Genomic DNA, 19,929 nt, shown 5'->3' with positions numbered 1-19,929 from the left:
CCTATGGTGGGAAAAAACCTTTCCGGTCAAGGATGGGTTATAGCCCGATCAAATCATTTTGGATCCTCCAACCATATTTCAGGGACTGTGCTTGATCCGACGAAAGGCCGCTTTGATTTTATCGCTTTTGGTGCTTCTCAAGAAAAAAGTCATCGCGGGCAGACCCTTCTCCTGGGAAATGAGGTTGGGTTCCAATTAGAAGATCGTGGTCAGGAACGGTATGTGCTCACAGAAGCCCAACTGATTTCTGATAATAGCGATATCAAAGAAACCCCCGAAAAACTTAAAGCATTTTTTCTTCTCTGCGATGTGTGGTACCATCTTCTCGTAGAGGAAAAGCCTTACCCCGAGACAGCCAACATTTTTACCCTTCTCAAAACACAAAAAAACTTCTACCATCTCGTATTGGTTCACCTTATCCAGCTCTTCTACGAAGAAAACCTCTTCCCCGACTGGAAACACATTACCCCCGAAGAAAAAAGCGAATATTTTATAAGCATTGATCTTCCTCATTGGCAGATGGGCAATGGGAGCTGGCGTTTTTTATTTGACACTTCCCAACAACCACTTACATTTTTTATCGATAAACTCCCCTCTCAAGCCGTTATCCAGGAGATTCTCACTCTTCTTCGAGCAGCGTATCATGCCTACACCAACGATGAGATGTTTCATTTCTAAAAAAGATTTTGAACTAACTTTTTTCTCTCATACAACTCCTTCCAGGCTTCGGCAATAAACGAAAGAATGCCTGAAGGGGTAGCTGATTCGGGGGGATACGTTTGTGTCCATAGCTCTGCCGCACGCCCAAGTAAAAAGCATCCCACCAGTGCCGCATCTTTTGTGGTATAGCCAGAGGCTACAAGTCCCCCTATAAGCCCTGCTAGAATATCCCCACTTCCCCCTTTGGAGAGAGCGGTATTGCCGTAGAGAGAGTACCACACCTCTCCATCAGGGGTAACAATCAGGGTCGTCGCATCCTTCTGCACGATAACTGCCTGAAGTTCCTGTGCAAGCTGGAGGGTGTACATTTTTCTCTTTTGACGAAAATCATCCGAGGAAATTCTTAAAAGCCTCACCATTTCCCCTACATGAGGGGTCAAAATAATCTCTTTGGGCTGTTGTTGCTGCTGTTTTTTTAGAGTATCCCATAAAAGAGGCGAACGTGCAAGGAGATTGAGTCCATCAGCATCAATGATAAGCCTTTTTACATACGGTTGGGTAAGCAAAAACCTCAACAATTCCCCATGAGAGGGATCATCCCCCCACCCGTTTCCAACCAGGATTGCCGAGGTTGAGAGGCGTTGAAGATAAGCTTCAAGAATAGAAAGAGCCCTGTCCTGAGTGAAAGGAAGGTAAGTAAGCTGAGGTTCATCAATGGCAAGGCGAGTGTCGCTCGAAACGGTGACTAACCCACAACCACTTTGCAAAGCAGCCCTCCCCGCGAGAATCATAGCCCCTGGATAAACCTCCGAACCCCCGATAACAAGAAGCCTGCCAAAACTTCCCTTATGCCCCTCAAGAGGCCTCTGTTTTACCAGAAAAGCCACTTCTGACGGTGTGGAAACAAAGCTGTGAGCACAAGCCTCCTCATAAAAAGAGGATAAAAGAAAAGAAGAAAGGAGCTTTCGTTTCTCCACCCATGGTCTGTAAGGGAGATCCAGTATATCCTCCACAAAAAAATCTAAAGACCATACTTCATGTGTAGGAATAACACTCTCCGGATACCCAAGTGGAACCTCTATCCCTATCAAAAGAGGAAAACATCGCAAAGCCCATTCAAGCAGGCTGGTATACTCTTTTCGTTTATTCCAACCTCCAACAAAAAATCCCACCAGCATCTCGGCACCTTTACAAGCCTCTACAAAACGTTTTCTGAGAGAAGCCTTATCAAGAAAAAAGATATCTTTTATCCCCTGCTTCCGAAGAAGACGAAGAGATGACCGCCATTCTCTAGGGATATCACCGTTATTGGGGAAAACACCAAGAACGATCTCTTTTCCTGCCGCGTTTAACAGCCTCGCGCACACAAGAGCACTCATGTTCCACAGGTCTGGTGTACACCACAACACTATTTTGCCTTTGGAAGAAGATACAGAGAGAATTTCTCTGGCAATACTTCCCCCCTTCTCCTCAGCACGAAAAAAGGGGGTAGTCACCCCCTTTTCCCAGAGCTGTTTTTCCCTTCGTATTTTTTCCTCAAAACTGCATATCCACATCAGATATCCTCCATGTTTTCTACAAGCAAGATAGCTATTCCCCCGGAAAGCGTTCCAAACCAAAGCCGGTTTTTCTCCGGCCGTATACGCACCACATCATTACTGGAAAGCCCATCCAGAATAGTCAAAACACGAACGGTTTTATCAGGAAAGAGAAAGTTTACTCCCCCTCCGAGAGTGCCTATAACCAGCACATCCCTATACACCTGAAGGGTCTCAACATACGGTGAAGAAATCCCTTCTACCCAGGAAAGATTCTGCCACTCTCCCGGCTTGACAACAAACATCCCATTGCCATGGGTTCCTCCGTAGATCATGCCACGATACAAAACAAGACTTTTAACCGTATAGCCGGGGAGAATATGAGCCACCTGTTTCCCTTTTTCAAAGACGTATACCCCTTTGTCCATAGTGGCAATAAGCATCCAGCGATCCCCATGGAGAACATCCGATACATAGACAGATGTTTCGAAGATCTTGCGAAAATTCCCCTTATCTTTTACAAAAAGCCCCTTGCCAAGCGTGGCCACATAAAGCTCCCCCTCGTAGAAAAAGAGTTTTTTCACAGGCACACTACTCAACTCCCCTGAAACATTTTGCCACTTACCGCTTTTTTTGTTGTAAAAACAAAGCCCTCCATACGTCCCCACCCACAGGGTATCCCCATCAAGAGCAAGGGTCCTGGTATGATCCGATTTCAGCCCTGAGTTTTTCTGAGAAAAAATGATAAGCTCAAGCGAACTCCGACTAAACCTTCCGATCCCACCCGTCCACATAGAAAACCAGATATCATCGCCGTCAAAACAGATATCACTGATGCTTTCATCCGGCATTCCTTCACTACGGGAAATATATTCCCAACGGATCTGACGTTTGAGTCGCTTTACAGAAAGAGTAAATTCATGATTTTGGGGTAAAAGTTCTATCGCTCTATTGACATAAAAGAGGGCAGATTCTCTGTTGTTCTGTTGATAGAGAATTCTCGCAGCATAGTAAGCACAGATTGCCCTTGCTTCGGCATTTCCTTTCATGAAGTATCCCTCCGTAGCCACCATGAGAGAGAGATAAAAGTTTTTTGTCTGGTAATAGTTGGTTGCCACCTCAAGATACACTGAGGGAATATCCAGAGAAACAAATTGCGAGGGGTTTTTTAAAATATAGTCTTTAAGTTGAGAAAGTCGATTCACCAGCACAGCGCTTTTTATAGCCTTCACCAGTTCTTCTTTTGGAACCCTCTGAAAAGACGCAAGCTGCGATGGTTCAAAACCCCATCCCGAAACAACAATAAGTGTACCCATAAAAACTTGAAAAAAGTACTTTTTCACACAAAACTCCTGCCAAATGTTTATCCATTGTATTTTCGACAAAAAACCCTTTAAAAATGAAGTGACACACAAAACAACAAAGGAAAACCTTACAAAAAAATCTCTTGTTTTGCCCAAGAAATCTTTCTCAGCTATCATAAAATCAAAAAATCTCTTTTTTCAAAAGAAACGTCTCCAAAAAAGCTTTTATAGCCCTATTGCTCTCATCTCAAAGAAAATTCTCCTTTTAACAGGGAAGATGAAAGATTTTTTTCGCATTCTCATGGGTAATAAGTGAAAAAAGCTCGGGAAATTCCTGTAAACGAGAGAGAAAACCCTGGTAGAAGGCATACGTATCCTCTCCTCCCACCAGCGCATCGCTACCAAAGAGAATCTTTTCCGCACCACATCGCTCAAGAATAGACCAGATTTTCTCCTCCAAAACCCAGGTTGTATCCCCAAAAACATTGGGATAGTTTGCCACCATCTTCACAGCCTCTTCATGATCCGTGTACAGCCCCATATGAATAAGGACAAAAGACACCTGCGGATATTTTTCTATCCATGACTTCACAAGCTCCGGCCGTGAAAATTCATCTGCCGCCGTATGGACCACTACTGGCCAACCATATTTCGCAGCAAATCGAAAATACGGCTCCCACACCGAATGGTCAAGAGGAGTGCGAGAGTGAAAGGGATGAAACTTGAAGCCATAAAACTTTTGATGGTTTTCTGCAAGCCATTCAAAGAAATCTTCTTTCTTTTCATCATGGGGGCGTGCCCACACAAGAGGAAAAAGCCTTGAGGAAGTGCATTGCTTGCTTATCATCCGAGCTCCCTCCCATTCAGAAAGGGTGGGGAGGGGATCACTTTGATGCTGATGGCCATACTCCATAACATCAAGAAGGGAAACCACACCATAATGAATTCCTGCACTTTCCATAGCCATGAGAAGCTTGTCCTCACCAAAGGCTGCATATATCTTTCCAAGCGAGAGGTGAGCATGGCTATCTATCATCACAATCTCTTCTCATAGATATTTCCAGGATATTGGGTTACATAGCCTTTTACCTCAAGCTGGGTGAGAAGCTGGACTATCTCACCTACCGACATCTCCCCCTTTTCAAGAAGAGAATCCAGAGAAAACTGCACGGGTAGTTTCTCAAATATCTCATGTTCTTCTTTCGTGAGAAGAGGCAGGGCATTCTGCGCGGGGGGAGGAGGTTTCTGAGGAGGATTTGTATAAATGACATGGACAACATCCTCTGGAAGAGCCACAAGAATCCCACCCTGTTTGGCAAGGGCATTGCTTCCCGCATAACGAGGGTCTAAAGGATTGCCTGGAACAAAAAATAACGGACGACCCTGAAGACGGGCAAATTCAGCCGTGATAAGAGAGCCGGATTTTTCCGGAGCCTGCATGACCACAACAGCCCGAGAAAGTCCCGCTATAAGCCTGTTGCGAAAACGAAACCGCCATTTCTGGTTGGTAGCAAAGGGATGATATTCACTGATCACCGCTCCATGTTCGCAAAGAGCATCAAAAAGCTCCCGCCTGTGCTCTGCTACTCTGGTAAACGATGTCCCCAAAACAGCTACTGTATACCCTCCATACTCAAGAACTGTTTTATGGGCAGTTTCATCATGCCCCTGGGCAAGCCCACTTACCACCCCTACTCCAAAACCAACAAATTCCCGACAAAAATAACGGGTGACTTCCAGAGCCTCAGGGGTAGCATCGCGGGTTCCTACAACCCCCACCATCGGAAAATCTGGCAAAAGATGCCCCTTCACATAGAGAAGAAAAGGAGCATCCGGGATTTCTCGTAAAACCTTTGGAAAACGCACATCCTCCAGAGAGATGACTTCAATCCCTTCCTCTCGACAACGGCGAAGAATTTCCTCTCCGTTTTTGAGCATCGAGGCAAAAACCTCTCTGTTCAGTGAGGAAACTCCCACACACTGCATTTGCTCCTCAACCGAAAGTTCAAAAAAACGCTCCACACTCCCACAACTGGCGAGGATTCTTTCAAAACGCTTGGGACCTATCGTCTCATTACTACTCAGCGCTGCATATAAAAGCAGATTATCACTCATAAAGAGCAATACTCCCTATCACCTCTGCTGGAGAAGCTGAAGATTCTTTTCAACAGTATCCCATCGGCTATCATTTTTAGGCAAAATACTCTGAAGTTTACCATACACCTTTTTTGCCTGTTCATAGTCTCCCAATTCATAGTAAACACGTGCTAAAGCAAAAAGGATATCCACATTCTTTGGATTCACCTTGTAAGCAATCGAAAGGTACTGATAAGCCTCTCTGGCATCTTTTCGCTGAAGAGCCATAAGAGCAAGAAGATAAAGGGCATCCGGATTCTCGGGTTCCTGCTTGAGAACAAACCTGAGACGCTCATCTGCTTTCTTGAGGTAGGCATCCTGCATGGAGAGATTTGTCGCCGCAAAAGCAAGATTATAATACACCAATCCCTGACGGTAGGCAACCGCCGCACTTGCCGGGGTAATGTCCTGGGCTATCTCAAGATAACGAGCCGCTTCAAACCACATTCGCTGCACGATGAGTCTATCTGCCAGCGAAAAAGCCACAAGCTTGCGGGCATTTTCTATCCTGGCATTAATCGTAGCAAGTCGTATGAGCTCCTTTTGCTGGGAGAGAGACTCGAGAGCGTTTTTCTTATCCTCGAGTTTTTGACTTGCGGCGAGCTTTTCAGCTTTTCGAATAGCACTCGTCACAGGGTTTTGAGCCATCCCCAGAAAAAAACCTCCCACAAAACCGACAAGGAAAAAAGCAACAAAAGGGAAATATTTTTTCACGTTCATGCTATTCTTCTCCCTTGGCAATATCCCGAAGAATAGCTTCAAGCTTGTGAAGTACCAGGGGTTTAAGAAGAAACTTGTTCACTCCCAGATCAATGCACTCAATAAGCAAGTCTGTTTCATTATACGCTGTGGTCACGATAACGGCTTTGGGCTTTTTAAAACCCTTAATAGCCCGCACCATATCCAGTCCATTCATAATAGGCATCCGTATATCCGTAATCACCACATCTGCTGGCTCTTTTTGGTAAAGACGAAGCCCCTCCTGGCCATTCTGAGCTACGGTGAGCTTTTCCACCTTGTTTTCCAGAAACTTAGACACCTCCAACCTTGTGATACTGTCATCCTCAGCAAAAAGCACCTTGAGAGGAATTTTGTCCTCCATGATATCCTCCTTGTTTTTTATAAGAGAAGGGAAAGCCGCTCAATCTCATCCGGATCATCTATCGTTTTGACAATGTGTCTGTCCACATCCCTCTGAAGATCGACCTGGAGAGGAGTACGCATAGGGACACCTTTATGATTTACCACAACAGCCACAGTAGGACGGAGGGTGTATTCTTCTTTTTTTTCAGTAATATAAGCTATCTCACCTGTACTCAAATGAACAAAAGCCCCCACAGGATAGAACGACCCGAGGTCATACATTTTGGACATTTCATTGATAAACCTCTGGGAAACATACGGTGAAAAATGGTTTCCTGTATTACGCATGATATAGATGAGGGCTTCATTGACCGTATACGGTTTTTTATAGGCGCGTTCAGTGGTAAGCGCGTCAAAGACATCACAAACAGAAACAATACTTGCAAAATTGCCGATCGCATCACCCTTGAGTTTCAGGGGATACCCACTCCCATCCCACTTTTCATGGTGGAAGAGAATCATCTTTTTGATATAAGAACTCAGCGAAGGGTCGTTTTTGGCGATATTAAATCCATAAATAGGATGGTATTTCATGATACGAAATTCTTCTTCGGTAAGGTTGTCATGTTTGTTAAGGATAGCTATGGGGATTTTGATTTTCCCAATATCATGGAGAAATCCCCCTACTCCAACTTCTTTGATAAAGAAAGTATTGAAACCCAATTTTTTAGTCAGAAACATGGAAAGAATACCGACATTGATAGAATGCTGGTAAGTATAACTATCGTAATCTTTGAGAACCAGGAGGTTCAAAAATCCATTGGGACGGGCTTCCATCTCACTGAAGAAGCGGTTAATCGCTTCACGTGCTCTATTGGTATCAGGGAGCTTGCCATATCGGATCTCTGTCACAATCTCATCAAAGGCTGTTTGAGCAAACCCCAGCGATGCCTCGGTAAACATGGGGGTTTTTTGCGGGGCTTGTTTCCATTTTGGAGGGGCATAGTAAACGGTTTCGATACCTTTGACCTTGAGTTTGGAGATAAAGGCATCGGTTAAAAGCTTCCGGGCTGGCCAGAGCATAGTACCCTCTTCATCATAGAGAATACCTGAGAGAACTGTCCCTGGCTTAAGAAAGCGCACCTCAACAGCCTCGAATTTTTCCTTGTCTAACATGTTTTTTCTTCAAACTCCTTGTAGATACCGCTAATCTGGATCCCCCGATTATTCTGGTATTTTCCTTTGTACGGCTTGATTTTCCCTTTGACTGTGTGAAAGTAGATCTGTGCAATCTCAACAAACGGGTAAATACGTATGGGCTGGATAACAGAGATTTCAAGTGTCCAGTAGCCTGAAAATCCGACATCACCAAAACCGGCCGTTGCATGAATAAATATCCCGAGTCTTCCAATACTCGATCTCCCTTCAATAAGGGGGACATATTTTTTTGATGTGGTGTGTTCAACCGTCCGACCAAGGTAGAGACGATTAGGCTCAAGTACCAGACCTTCAGGAGGGATGGTAAGTTCCTCATACCCACAGGCCTTTTTCATATCAAGGCAACCTTCCTGGAGAAGATAAAGCTCATTGTGAAGCCTCAGATTATAAGAATTGGGATTGAGTAACCTTTCATCAAAGGGATCTATGATGATGTCTCTGCGTTTGATAGCCTTGAGAATCTCTGAAGCGGTAATAATCATTCTTCTCTCCTTTAACCCTTGAGACTTTCGATAATCTTGCTAATCTTTTCTATTTCCTGGGAGTAATAGTTAAGCTTGTCTTTTTCTTTCTGAACAATAGCCTCAGGAGCCTTGTTGGTAAAGTTTGGATTGGCAAGTTTTGCTTCAGTGGCTTTTTTCTGGTTCTGGAGGCGCGTAAGCTCTTCCTCAAATCTGGCGAGCTCTTTGTCTTTGTCAATACTCCCTTCCAGGGAGATATAAATGTCAAATCCCTTCCCATGACCAACCCCCTCCATGGGTTTTGGTTCCCGACGCTCGATGAATTCGAGAGTGCTCTTGGCAAGTTTTTCAACAAAAGAGGTATACCTCTCTAGCAGGGCTTTGTCTGCTTTGTTTTCCACAATACAAAAGGCTTTGACGGTCTCACCCGGAGCAATTTTGTTTTCTCCCCGGACATTACGAATAACATAGATAACTTCCTGGATAAGCCTGGCTTGTGCCTTCTCATCCTCAAAAAGGTACTTTCCATCAAAAACCGGATAGGGTGCATAGACAATCGTCTTCTCATATCTCGGAAGGGTGAGATAAATGCGCTCGGTAACAAACGGCATAAAAGGATGAAGAAGCTTGAGACTCCCTTCCAGTACATGGAGAAGGATACGTCTTTTGGCCTGTTTAGAATCTTCATCTCCATGGGTAAGAGTTACCTTGGAAACCTCAATATACCACGAGCAGAAATCATCCCAGATGAAATCATACAGCTGGACAGTTGCTTCATTGAAATGAAAATCTTCAATACTCTGACGCACTGCCTTAATGGTTTCCTGATAACGGGTAAGAATCCATTTGTCAAAAATGTCAAGTGGTATGTTTTCCAGGGATGGAAGAGGCTTGCCTGTCAGATGTGAAAGGATAAACTTGGAAGCATTCCAGATCTTATTGGCAAAGTTACGGCCCAGTTCACACTTTTCGTTGCTGTAGAGGATATCATTCCCCAGAGGGGCGAGACGGGTCATCGTATACCGGAGGGCATCAGCACCGTAATCCCGAATCACATCAAGAGGATCTGGTGAGTTTCCAAGGGACTTGCTCATCTTGCGTCCCAGATCATCACGGACAATACCCGTAAAGTACACCCTTTTGAAAGGAATTTTACCCAAAAATTCCATCCCTGCAATAATCATACGGGCAACCCAGAAAAAGATAATATCAGGCCCTGTCACAAGGGTATCTGTCGGATAATAATAATCAAGATTGGGATCAGGATTGGGCCAATCATGAACCGCAAATGGCCATATCCACGACGATGCCCACGTATCAAGCACATCAGGATCCTGGCGAAGCTTCATCCCACACTTGGGGCATTTCCCGGGATCTTCTTCAAAGGCGTCCATAAATCCACATGCGTCACAGTAATAGACAGGGATCCGATGCCCCCACCATAACTGGCGTGAAATACACCAGTCTTTGATGTTCTCAAGCCAGTGGAAGTACACCTTTGTCCATCGTTCAGGATAAAAGGTAATCTCCCCTTTTTTCACAACCTCTATGGCTGGTTTCACGAGCTCGCTCATCTTCATATACCACTGTTCGGAAAGATAGTACTCTATAGGAACGTGACCACGCTCGGAGTAACCAACTTTGTGAGTGTATTTTTCTATTTTTTCAAGGAGTTTACGCTCTTTCATCGCCTCAACAACAGCCTCACGAGCCTCATACCGATCAAGACCACGAAAGTCCTCTGGAACAAGATCGTTGAGGGTAGCATCAGGATTCATAATATTGACAATAGGAAGATCGTGTCGCAAAGCGATCTCATAGTCGTTTGGATCATGAGCAGGGGTGATCTTAACCACACCTGTTCCGAATTCCGGATCGACATAGTCGTCAGCAATGATAGGGATCTCCCGTTCAGCAAGCGGAAGAACGACTGTTTTGCCGATAAGATGCCGGTAGCGTTTGTCGTTGGGATTCACCGCAACCGCAGTATCTCCCAGCATGGTTTCGGGACGGGTTGTTGCCACAACAACGTAACTATCTGTCCCTTTGATAGGATAACGGAAATGCCACAGGTGTCCCTCCACCTCTTCGTAGTAAACCTCCTCATCAGAAATGGCTGACTTTGAAACAGGACACCAGTTCACCAGACGATAGCCACGGTAGATATAGCCCTTTTTATACAGTTTGACAAAAGCATGGATAACCGCTTTATAATACCCATCATCCATCGTGAAACGTTCTCTTTTCCAATCACAGCTCGTCCCAAGCTTTTTTAGCTGATCGATGATGATACCACCATATTTGTTTTTCCATTCCCAGGCGTATTCAAGAAACTTCTCCCGGCCAATCTCCCATTTATTAATGCCTTTCTCAGCAAGGTACTTGGTTACTTTGGCTTCCGTCGCGATAGAAGCATGATCTGTGCCAGGAATCCAGCAAGCCTCGTATCCATTCATCCGATAGTAGCGAATAAGAACATCCTGGATGGTATTGTTGAGGATATGCCCCATCGTCAGAATACCCGTCACATTGGGCGGTGGCATGACAATGGTGTAGGGCTTCTTTTTGGGATTAATACGACTTTCAAAGAAACCCTCTTTCAGCCAGTATTGGTAGATCTCCTCCTCAAATTGTCCCGGGGTATAGTTGCCTTCCAGTGCTTGGTAATCCATGCTTTCTCCCTTCTACGATTTTTCTCTCTTAAATTGTAACAAGAAATAGTGTTTCTGTCAATCAAACGAATTGCTTCATAATAAAAGTACTCGAAAAGGGAACGCTATTGCAAAATAAAAAAGTACTCCAAATCTGTGTATAAAATAATCCAGTTCATGGCTCGACAAGCTCGCCAACCGTGGCTCGACAAGCTCGCCAACCGTGGCTCGACAAGCTCGCCAACCGTGGCTCGACAAGCTCGCCAACCGTGGCTTGACAAGCTCGCCAACCGGAATTGGGGTAGCGATGTTTGAAAGGAGACCTATTTACAGGGAAACGGCGAAATGATATGCTGAGCTTGTCGAAGCAGAGTATCAAAAAGCCAGCAAAAAGGAAAAAATGGAGATACTGGATTATTTTGTGAGGATAACAGGTTTAAAAAACCGAAACTATGCCGCCAGACTCTTGAGGCAGCACGGAAAAACCATCTATGTAGGCAAGAAAAATTACCTTAAAGCCGACATAGCCAAGAAGGGCAAAAGACCTGGCAGAAAGAAAAAATTCGGCGAAGAGGAACTAAAACTTCTAAAAAAGGTCTGGGAAATTGAAAACTACATGTGTGGCAAACGTTTAAAGCCAATTTTAAATGAAGTTTTAGATAATCTCTTAGCAAACGGACATCTCCACGGTTCTCCACAGGCTATAGAAAACTTGCGCCATATAAGTGCTTCAAGTATTGACCGACTTTTGAAACATGAGCGTAAAAAGCTTGAGATAAAAGGACGAAAAGGCACAAAACCTGGAACGCTATTAAAGCAACAAATAGCTATACGCACGTGGGCAGAGTGGGATGAAAATTGCCCTGGGTTCATGGAGATTGATCTGGTTGCCCATGAGGGAGGAAATAGCGGGAGATTTTGCTAAAACATTAAATATGGTGGATGTTTTGATGGTTGGACAGAACTTGTGGCAATCAAAACAAAGCTTCAAAATGGGTAAGAGAAGCCATAGAAAAAGTCAAAGGAAGACTTCCTTTTGATTTACGGGGAATTGATTCTGATACCGCGCTGAATTTATTAATCATCCTCTGCGATTGGTGTGAGAAGCACCAGATAAAATTTCCAAGAGGAAGAAGCTGCTCCTTCCAATGATAACTGCTACGTTGAGCAGAAAAACTATTCCATAGTCCGCCAGAATGTTGGATACTTCCGCTACGATACCGAGGAAGAAGTCTACTACTTGAACCGACTCTATGCGTATCTCAGGCTTTATGCCAACTTTTTCAACGGTTATGAAATGACAGAGAAAAGAGAATCGGAAGCAAGGTGCAAAAGCATGATGATATTAAAACTCCCTACCAGCGGCTTTTAGAAAGCTCTTATGTAAGTGAGGCACAAAAGGAACGCCTAACAAGGCTTTATAAGGCTCTCGATTTGTTTCACCTAAGACAAAAAATTACAGCTTGCCAGAGAAAACTTTTCAGCCTTCAAAAGAAAAAGAATGTAAAAAACAAAAATTTGGAGGAAACTGTATGGAATTTTTGAGTACTTTTTTTATGAGGCAATGATTCGAATTTCACGTGCTTTTTTATTTGACGCAACGGGATTCTGCCTCATTCTGGAAGAGCAAAACCGACGCAAAGAAAGTTGAAACTTTTGTCTTTTTGCTCTATACTATGTCAAAAATCCCCAAAGGAGCATCTGGATGGCCGAGCCTGTTATTCTTGTCATCGATGACGAGAAAAATATTCGTGAAGCACTGCGCCAGGCTCTCAAAATGGAAGGGTATACAGTTATCACCGCTGAAAATGGCGAAGAAGGGCTTGAAAAATTGAAAGCTTTCAGTCCCGATGCGGTTATTCTGGATCTCAAGATGCCAAAGCTTTCCGGGATGGATTTTCTGAGGCAAATGCCCTTGAAAACTACGCCGGTGATTGTTCTCACGGGACATGGTGGGCTGGATGAGGCTATCGAAACGATGCGACTTGGGGCTTATGATTTCATGGTAAAGCCTCCGGATCTTGATAAGCTGGTCCTTGTCCTTGGACGGGCTCTTGAAGAAAAGCGTCGTCAACAGAGGCAGGAAACCCTTGAAAGCCTTGTGAATGATCGCTACCAGTTTGAGAATATTATCGGGGCTTCTCCGGCCTTTCAGGCTGTTTTGAATCAGGTACGACAGGTGGCTCCTACTGATGCCACCATACTCCTTACAGGAGAATCTGGAACAGGAAAGGAGATTATAGCTAACGCTATTCATGTGAATAGTCTTCGAAAACACGGGCCTCTTATCAAAGTACACTGTGCGGCTCTTCCGGAAACTTTGCTTGAGAGTGAGCTTTTTGGATATGAGAAGGGCGCGTTTACCGGGGCTACCTCCCGGAGGAAAGGTCGTTTTGAGCTTGCTGATGGTGGAACACTTTTTCTTGATGAAATAGGGGAGATTTCTTCTCTGGTTCAGGTGAAACTCTTGCGTGTTCTTCAAGAACAAAGCTTTGAACGTATCGGTGGAGAAGAAACCATCCATGTCAATGTGCGTATTATTGCAGCTACAAACAAAAATCTTAAGGCACTGGTAGAAAAGGGTGCGTTTCGTGAAGATCTCTACTATCGTCTCAATGTGGTTCATATTGAATTGCCGCCTTTAAGGGAGCGCAGGGAGGATATTCCTCTCCTGGTGGATTATTTTCTCAAGATGTATAGCGAGAAGCACCGGCGTTCCATAGAGGGGATCCATCCAAAGGCTCTGAGGCTTCTGGAGAGTTATCCCTGGCCGGGGAATATTCGGGAACTTCAGCATACCATTGAAAAGCTTGTTATCTTTGCAAAAAAACCTGTTATAGATGAAACCGATCTTCCCGAGTCCATTGTGCAACAGCGGACGCAGCGAGAACTTGTCCTCCCTATCGGCATTACCATGGAGGAGGCAGAGAAGCGTCTCATATTTGCTACCCTTGATGCTACCGGCGGCAACAAATCCCGGACTGCGCGTATCTTAGGGATTGGTCGTAAGACACTTCTGCGTAAACTTGAAAGTTATGGAGTTGCCATAGACCAAAATGACATTGATGGGGATGAAAAGGAGTAGATATATGGAGATTGATATCAAAAGCCTTCATTTTGATGAAAAGGGGCTGATTCCAGCTATTGTTCAGGATATTGTTTCAGGGAAGGTGCTTACCCTGGCTTATATGAACGAAGAGTCTTTGAAAAAATCGCTGGAAACGGGTGAAACCTGGTTTTACAGTCGCTCCAGGCAGTCTCTCTGGCATAAGGGAGAGACCTCTGGCAATATCCAGAAGATCGTGGATATTCTGGTAGACTGTGATGGAGATGCTCTTCTCATCAAAGTAGAACAGAAAGGGGTGGCATGCCATACGGGTAAATACTCCTGTTTTTTTACCAGTATGAAAGAGGGTGAAATCTCTGAGACAAACAAGGCGGCTATTCTCTCTGAGATCTATCAGGTTATTATGGATCGCAAGAAAACCATGCCAGAGAATTCCTATGTGGCCAAGAAAATGCGGGAAGGACTGGATCGTATTCTCAAAAAAATCGGGGAAGAGGCAGGAGAAACCATTATTGCTGTAAAAAATGGCGACCCTGAAGAAATTGCATGGGAAATGGCGGATCTGATCTTTCATCTCTGGTTAACGCTGGGGTATCTTGATCTCTCTCCGGATATTATTTATGATAAACTTATGGAGAGACGCAAGTAGGGATGCGGCGTTTTTTCGTTCCTGTCTCAGATATTCACGAAAATCAAGCCCATATCAGAGGAAGTGATGCGCATCACCTTGTGCATGTGTTACGAAAAAACGTGGGAGAGGTTTTTGAGGCTACTGATGGACAAAACCGAAAACTGTTGCTTCACATAGACGAGATTCGCCAGGATGAGGTGATTTGCCATATCCTTCGTGAAGAGAGGGCTTCTGAAAGGAGCATTACGCTTCGCCTTTTTCAGGCTTTGCCAAAAAATCCTGCCTGGGAAGATATCCTTACCCGTGCTTGTGAACTTGGGGTGATGGAGATTTTTCCGCTTTTAACGGAGAGAACTATTTATCCCAGAGAGATGTATCGTACCATCAAACCCCGTTGGTTGAAGCTGGTAGAAGAAACCACCAAAAAAACAGGAAGGCTCTCTCTTATGCATGTGGAACCTGTCATTGGCTGGAAAGATATTCCTTCTTTTCTTGGGCCGAGAAGCCTTCGGATTATGCCCTGGGAAAACGAAGAGGATGTCATGCTTTTTCATGTTCTTGACCGTGCAGAGGATTATGCTGTTGTTGATCTTCTTGTTGGACCGGAGGGGGGATTCTCTCTCAGGGAGGTAGAAGAGGCAAAAAGTTGGGGATTTCAAACAGTGTCTCTGGGAAAACGGATTCTCACAACCAGTACGGCCGTTGTTTCTACAGTAGCCAATATCTACTATGCCCTTGAGCGGAGAGAAAACACACACCCGCAGAAATTTTGACGATAGACGCTATACTTCTCACAGAGTTCTTTTGATCGTTTCATTCCGTTGTTTTTCTTGAAATCTGAAACAAGGTAGTGAATTTTTGTGCGTTTTTCAAGGATACGACCTATCTGATTGATGACAGGGGTGTTTTTGAGGGGACTGAGGGTCAGTGTTGTGGCCACGGCATCAAAGCCCAATTCTTGCGCCTTACGAAAGGTCCGATACAGACGGTACCCATAGCAAAAGGTACAACGTTTGCCTCTTTCGGGTTCGTCTTTGAGAAGGGATGCGTACTGAAACCAGTGGTTTCGATCTTGTTCACTATGGTCTTCAAGAAGGGAGATTGTGGGATAAGCTTCTTTCAAAACGTTGACAATAGCGTTTTTTCGCCTCTGGTACTCTTCATCGTCGGTAATATTGGGATTGTAAGGCCACACAGTGATCTCATACTCTGGAGGCTCTTCAAGAACACGCTCCCAGGAGGTGTTTCCTAACAAAACCTCAAGGGCAGGAAGCATGCATGGCGCACAACAGGTATGAAGGAGAAGTTTTTTCATTCTTCCTCCATAATGTCAAGCTCTTTCATTTTTCGATACAGGTAAGTTCGTTCAATATCCAGTGATTCAGCGGTTTTGGCAATATTCATGTGAAATTGCGCCAGTCTATCCAGGATGAGCTGGCGTTCAAACTCTCTTTTGGCTTCCTTGAGAGAGAGGGTTTTCATTTCTTCCTGGAGAAGGTTTTGGGTTGTCGGGAAAAGCTGTTGTTGAACCTGTTTGAGGGTAATCGTTTCGTCAGGACAGAGGATGGCAAGGCGTTGGATAAAATTTTTGAGTTCTCTGACGTTTCCTTTCCAGGGTTGACTGGCAAGAAAGTTGAGGGCATCCTTGGTGATACTAAGATTTCTTTTTGTGCGTTCCCGTTCCTCTTCAAGGAAAAATTCTACCAGTTCGGGAATATCTTCGCGCCGTTCTCGAAGTGGGGGGAGGTGAAGAGGGAGAACGTTGAGTCGGTAATAGAGATCTTCACGGAATTCTCCTTTTTGTATCTTTTCCTGGAGGTTTTGATTGGTGGCCGCGATGATACGGACATCAACCTTAACAAGTTCGTTGCCCCCCACACGTTCAAACTCGTTTTCTTGCAAAACACGTAAAACCTTGGCCTGGGCGGGGAGGCTGAGATCCCCAACCTCATCGAGAAAAAGGGTTCCCCGATGGGCTTGCTCGAACTTTCCCTTTTTTTGTTTGTTTGCTCCCGTGAAAGCCCCTTTCTCATAGCCAAAGAGTTCACTTTCTATGAGGGTCTCTGGTATCGCGGCACAATTTACACCAACAAACGGAAGATAGCGTCTTCGTGAATGAAAATGAATTAACCTGGCTATTACCTCTTTACCGGTACCATTTTCACCTGTAATAAGCACACTGGCATCACTTTGGGCTATTTGGGGGAGAGAAGAGAGGATCTGAGAGATTACCGGTGATTTTCCGACGAATGTTGGGGCTACATTGGCTGCTGATTTGAGGCTCATGTTTTCAAGAAGAAGATTTTTGTAGTTGATGGCATTGCGTACCGTGGCAAGAATACGTTCTATAGAGGGGGGTTTCTCCATAAAATCGTAAGCCCCTTTTCGCATAGCCTCAACTGCCATTTTGATATTGCCATGTCCCGAGATAATGATAACAGGAATAATGGGAAACTCCTGGTGGATATACTCCAGGACCTCAAGACCACCTTTCCCAGGAAGCATAACATCCAGGATGATGGTATCAAAATCCTCCTTTCCTACTACTTTGCAGGCTTCTTCTCCATCTTTTGCCAGCACTACCTCATATCCGGTATCTTTAAGGATATCGCCAATGGTTTCCCTGATATTGGGTTCATCATCGACAATTAAGATTCTACGCTTCATCCAGTTCCTCCCGGATCTCTTCCGCAGGCAATTCTAAAAAGAAATGTGTCCCTTCCTCTGAGGTTTCAAACCAGAGATAGCCATGGTGTTCCGAGATAATGCGTTCTGCTATAGCAAGACCAAGTCCGGTACCATGATTTTTGGTAGTAAAGTATGGTTCAAAGATCTTTTCCTGGATTTCTTTAGGAATTCCTGGTCCATTGTCGGCGATAGTGATAAGTACGCTTGTTGCTTTTCGTTCAAGGGTCAGGGTTACTGCAGGGTTTTCTTTTCGAGCTGCTTCACACGCATTTTTTATAAGGTTGATCAAAACTTGTTTTATCTGGTCCTGATCGTAGGGAATATCCCACGGGAGTGAACTCTCTTTTACGTTCATGGTCATGTTTACATGGGGATGAGCGTTCTTTAGGAGTAAAAAAACCTCTTCAGCGGAAGCCTTGATATTATGAATGGCTATATGAGGATCGGGGAGGCGTGCAAACTGCGAGAATTGATTAACGAGGTTTTCCAGGCGTTTTGTTTCGTTTATGATAATTTGCGAGGTTTTTTCTAAAACATCCTCAAATCCGTCTGGATTCATCGTATACGCGTAGAGCAGACGCTCTGCTGAGAGTCGAATGGGAGTGAGGGGATTTTTCACTTCATGAGCAAGTCTTTTTGCCATTTCTTTCCAGGCTTCAAGTCGTTCCATGCGTTTAATTTGTTTGTTGCTTACACTGAGTTTTTCTGCCATCATATTAAAGTTGTCCGCAAGATCCTCGAGTTCGTCACCAGATTTTATGTTTACCCGGTAGTCAAGATTGCCAAGGGCGAGAATTTTTGTTCCCCGTACCAGAGTTTCAATATGGGAGGTGAGCGTTCGGCCTACACGCACACTGACCGCAAAAGCTAAAAGAAAAACCGGCACAGAAATCACTACAATCACAAGAAAAGTAATCACCCGGATGTATTTTTTTAAAAAGAGCATCTGGCGATACTCATCACGACTTGAATAGATGGTGCTGTAAGCGGCCTGAATGTGTTCCGGGAGCCAGCTTGCAAAAAATCTCTGTCCTTTTCTTGCTATGAAAGCGGCTTTTTCCTCTCCGAGGAAGAGGCTTTTTTTATTGGTGTCTGAAAAAAGCTCAAAAAGACTCGCGTCATTGTCAATAATGAGCTTCACGAGTTCTTTGTCACCGGTTCTGAGGAACATGAGGTTAGAAACACGCCACTCAAAAACGACGGGAAACTCATCTTCCTGATAGCGCAAAAGACTGAGATTCCATCGTTCAAACTCACTTTTATTGTACGCGATCAGCTCTTGATATCCTGCAAGAATTTTTTCTGCTGTGGTGTACTCTCTGTCGATGAAGGTGATTTCTGTAAGAAGAATAAGATAGAACATCACCCCACCAACAATAAGGATTGAACCAAAGGTTACGGTGAGGAAAAAGAAAGTGATTTTTCCTCGAAGTTTATACCCCCGGATGCCCTTTCTTTGAAAGAGAAAGGTAACAAAACTTCGGTACAAGAGCCAGATTCCCAAAAAAGAGGAGACACCAAGAACAAGGGGGACAAAGGTTTTCAAAGTATTGTTAGCCTGGAACTCAAGCATCCATCGGTAGCCCAGCCAGGCAACCACGAGAGAAATCACTACATCAAGAAAGAAAACAATAAGAACCCATCGTTTATTCGAAAAGAAGGCCATTTTTGTTAAACATCCTGCTACGGACTGGAGAAAATTCATATCGGGAGCCTATAACGGAACGGAAGAAACGACCCAGGGGAGTATCATCCTTTTCGGGAACCGTATCAAAAAACTGAGAAACCTCAAGATAGAAAAAATCGTTTTCACCCGGATTGGAAAAAGTAAAGGCGCGAAAGTTTTCTAGTCGATAGAGAAAACGTAAGAGCTTTTCATCGTTATCCAGCCACCGACGGTATGCGAAATCCCAACCATACCAGACATTTGCAACATACCCATTATTGAGGTAGTCCCGTTTAACTTCGTATCGTACGCAAATGTTGGTAAGGAATATGTCAGGCTCCGGGAAATTTTGTTTCTTAAAAACAAGGATGTTGTATCCCACCCATAGGGTACTTCCCCCCTGAAGAAAAGAAAAAGGATTAAAACCTGATGGTGGATACGTTCTTACCGTGAGGAGAAACTGGTTGCCCTGTATGCTCATTTTGTCGATAGAAAGCTCGGCAAAAAAACACGCAGGAAAAAGAAAAAAAACAAAATACCATTTACTCTTCATCGAATTTTCTTACCTCGATGAGATCACGAAGTTCTTTGAGAGCCTGGACCTCATCAGGTCCATCAGCAGTGATAACCAGCTTAGAACCTTTGCCTGCCGCCAGAAGAAGAACATTCATCACGCTTTTAGCAACTACCACTCGATCTCCCATGGTTATGGTAATATCACTTTGAAATTTATTGGCAAGTTCGACAAGAAGCGATGCAGGTCGTGCGTGAATGCCGTATTCGTTCTTTACTTCGACGGTAATACTTTGCATGTATCTTTTCGACT

The 19,929-nt window shown here is 44.3% G+C and carries 23 protein-coding genes; 9 read left to right on the top strand and 14 right to left on the bottom strand.

The window, feature by feature from the left end; all coding sequences use genetic code 11:
• Positions 1 to 3 precede the first annotated feature (3 nt).
• Positions 4 to 678, top strand: a complete 675-nt coding sequence (locus KDW03_RS04475; protein ID WP_271436199.1) for a hypothetical protein — start codon at positions 4 to 6, stop codon at positions 676 to 678.
• Here the strand turns inward: KDW03_RS04475 and KDW03_RS04470 are convergent.
• The 9 genes from KDW03_RS04470 to KDW03_RS04430 form a co-directional block, all read right to left on the bottom strand.
• Positions 675 to 2,216: an NAD(P)H-hydrate dehydratase gene (locus tag KDW03_RS04470; RefSeq protein ID WP_271436198.1), complete on the bottom strand. Its 1,542-nt coding sequence runs from the start codon at positions 2,214 to 2,216 to the stop codon at positions 675 to 677. The genes KDW03_RS04475 and KDW03_RS04470 overlap by 4 nt on opposite strands.
• Positions 2,216 to 3,541: a ligand-binding sensor domain-containing protein gene (locus KDW03_RS04465; RefSeq protein ID WP_271436197.1), complete on the bottom strand. Its 1,326-nt coding sequence runs from the start codon at positions 3,539 to 3,541 to the stop codon at positions 2,216 to 2,218. Before KDW03_RS04465 ends, KDW03_RS04470 begins: the two co-directional genes overlap by 1 nt.
• 226 nt (positions 3,542 to 3,767) lie before the next feature.
• A complete protein-coding gene (locus tag KDW03_RS04460; RefSeq protein ID WP_271436196.1) occupies positions 3,768 to 4,538 on the bottom strand; it encodes an amidohydrolase family protein in 771 nt (256 codons plus the stop codon).
• On the bottom strand, positions 4,538 to 5,617 hold the full coding sequence (dprA, locus tag KDW03_RS04455) for a DNA-processing protein DprA (RefSeq protein ID WP_271436195.1): 1,080 nt from the start codon (positions 5,615 to 5,617) through the stop codon (positions 4,538 to 4,540). Before dprA ends, KDW03_RS04460 begins: the two co-directional genes overlap by 1 nt.
• 18 nt (positions 5,618 to 5,635) lie before the next feature.
• The gene (locus tag KDW03_RS04450) at positions 5,636 to 6,358 is read right to left on the bottom strand and encodes a tetratricopeptide repeat protein (protein ID WP_271436194.1); all 723 of its coding nucleotides are present in this window, start codon (positions 6,356 to 6,358) and stop codon (positions 5,636 to 5,638) included.
• 1 nt (position 6,359) lies between these two features.
• Positions 6,360 to 6,740, bottom strand: a complete 381-nt coding sequence (locus tag KDW03_RS04445) for a response regulator transcription factor (protein WP_271436193.1) — start codon at positions 6,738 to 6,740, stop codon at positions 6,360 to 6,362.
• Positions 6,741 to 6,757: 17 nt separating this feature from the next.
• Positions 6,758 to 7,897: an HD-GYP domain-containing protein gene (locus tag KDW03_RS04440; RefSeq protein ID WP_271436192.1), complete on the bottom strand. Its 1,140-nt coding sequence runs from the start codon at positions 7,895 to 7,897 to the stop codon at positions 6,758 to 6,760.
• Positions 7,891 to 8,421: a dCTP deaminase gene (gene dcd, locus KDW03_RS04435; protein WP_271436191.1), complete on the bottom strand. Its 531-nt coding sequence runs from the start codon at positions 8,419 to 8,421 to the stop codon at positions 7,891 to 7,893. The genes KDW03_RS04440 and dcd overlap by 7 nt, the downstream gene beginning before the upstream one ends.
• Before the next feature lie 11 nt (positions 8,422 to 8,432).
• The gene (locus KDW03_RS04430; protein ID WP_271436190.1) at positions 8,433 to 11,072 is read right to left on the bottom strand and encodes a valine--tRNA ligase; all 2,640 of its coding nucleotides are present in this window, start codon (positions 11,070 to 11,072) and stop codon (positions 8,433 to 8,435) included.
• Positions 11,073 to 11,228: 156 nt separating this feature from the next.
• Here KDW03_RS04430 and KDW03_RS04425 point away from each other — a divergent pair, with 156 nt between their 5' ends.
• The 8 genes from KDW03_RS04425 to KDW03_RS04390 all read left to right on the top strand — a co-directional run bounded on the left by KDW03_RS04425 (position 11,229) and on the right by KDW03_RS04390 (position 15,522).
• A complete protein-coding gene (locus KDW03_RS04425) occupies positions 11,229 to 11,366 on the top strand; it encodes a hypothetical protein (RefSeq protein WP_271436189.1) in 138 nt (45 codons plus the stop codon).
• 85 nt (positions 11,367 to 11,451) lie between these two features.
• Positions 11,452 to 11,976 (top strand): hypothetical protein, encoded by a 525-nt coding sequence (locus KDW03_RS04420; protein ID WP_271436188.1) that lies wholly within the window; start codon positions 11,452 to 11,454, stop codon positions 11,974 to 11,976.
• 29 nt (positions 11,977 to 12,005) lie between these two features.
• Positions 12,006 to 12,203 carry a hypothetical protein gene (locus KDW03_RS04415; RefSeq protein WP_271436187.1) on the top strand — a complete coding sequence of 66 codons (198 nt, stop codon included), beginning with the start codon at positions 12,006 to 12,008 and terminating at the stop codon, positions 12,201 to 12,203.
• 88 nt (positions 12,204 to 12,291) lie between these two features.
• Entirely contained in the window at positions 12,292 to 12,423 is a 132-nt protein-coding gene (locus KDW03_RS04410) for a hypothetical protein (RefSeq protein ID WP_271436186.1), read from the top strand.
• Complete coding sequence (locus KDW03_RS04405) at positions 12,378 to 12,596, top strand: hypothetical protein (RefSeq protein ID WP_271436185.1); 219 nt, start codon at positions 12,378 to 12,380, stop codon at positions 12,594 to 12,596. The genes KDW03_RS04410 and KDW03_RS04405 overlap by 46 nt, the downstream gene beginning before the upstream one ends.
• Before the next feature lie 160 nt (positions 12,597 to 12,756).
• The gene (locus KDW03_RS04400) at positions 12,757 to 14,136 is read left to right on the top strand and encodes a sigma-54-dependent transcriptional regulator (protein ID WP_271436184.1); all 1,380 of its coding nucleotides are present in this window, start codon (positions 12,757 to 12,759) and stop codon (positions 14,134 to 14,136) included.
• Positions 14,137 to 14,146: 10 nt separating this feature from the next.
• A complete protein-coding gene (gene hisIE / locus KDW03_RS04395; protein ID WP_408648355.1) occupies positions 14,147 to 14,767 on the top strand; it encodes a bifunctional phosphoribosyl-AMP cyclohydrolase/phosphoribosyl-ATP diphosphatase HisIE in 621 nt (206 codons plus the stop codon).
• A gap of 2 nt (positions 14,768 to 14,769) precedes the next feature.
• Positions 14,770 to 15,522 carry an RsmE family RNA methyltransferase gene (locus KDW03_RS04390; protein WP_271436182.1) on the top strand — a complete coding sequence of 251 codons (753 nt, stop codon included), beginning with the start codon at positions 14,770 to 14,772 and terminating at the stop codon, positions 15,520 to 15,522.
• Here KDW03_RS04390 and KDW03_RS04385 read toward each other — a convergent pair.
• The 5 genes from KDW03_RS04385 to KDW03_RS04365 are packed head-to-tail and all read right to left on the bottom strand — an operon-like array spanning position 15,477 to position 19,915.
• Complete coding sequence (locus tag KDW03_RS04385; RefSeq protein WP_271436181.1) at positions 15,477 to 16,064, bottom strand: epoxyqueuosine reductase QueH; 588 nt, start codon at positions 16,062 to 16,064, stop codon at positions 15,477 to 15,479. The two genes, KDW03_RS04390 and KDW03_RS04385, sit on opposite strands and share 46 nt — an antisense overlap.
• Positions 16,061 to 17,416: a sigma-54-dependent transcriptional regulator gene (locus KDW03_RS04380; protein WP_271436180.1), complete on the bottom strand. Its 1,356-nt coding sequence runs from the start codon at positions 17,414 to 17,416 to the stop codon at positions 16,061 to 16,063. Before KDW03_RS04380 ends, KDW03_RS04385 begins: the two co-directional genes overlap by 4 nt.
• A complete protein-coding gene (locus KDW03_RS04375) occupies positions 17,406 to 19,103 on the bottom strand; it encodes a sensor histidine kinase (protein ID WP_271436179.1) in 1,698 nt (565 codons plus the stop codon). Before KDW03_RS04375 ends, KDW03_RS04380 begins: the two co-directional genes overlap by 11 nt.
• The gene (locus KDW03_RS04370; RefSeq protein ID WP_271436178.1) at positions 19,084 to 19,656 is read right to left on the bottom strand and encodes a hypothetical protein; all 573 of its coding nucleotides are present in this window, start codon (positions 19,654 to 19,656) and stop codon (positions 19,084 to 19,086) included. The genes KDW03_RS04375 and KDW03_RS04370 overlap by 20 nt, the downstream gene beginning before the upstream one ends.
• The gene (locus KDW03_RS04365) at positions 19,646 to 19,915 is read right to left on the bottom strand and encodes an HPr family phosphocarrier protein (protein WP_271436177.1); all 270 of its coding nucleotides are present in this window, start codon (positions 19,913 to 19,915) and stop codon (positions 19,646 to 19,648) included. Before KDW03_RS04365 ends, KDW03_RS04370 begins: the two co-directional genes overlap by 11 nt.
• Positions 19,916 to 19,929 lie beyond the last annotated feature (14 nt).

This window comes from Thermospira aquatica, from assembly GCF_023525255.1.
Lineage (GTDB): Bacteria > Spirochaetota > Brevinematia > Brevinematales > Thermospiraceae > Thermospira > Thermospira aquatica.
The sequence above is the reverse complement of the archived record's forward strand: the minus strand, read 5'-3'. Positions and strand labels throughout refer to the sequence as shown.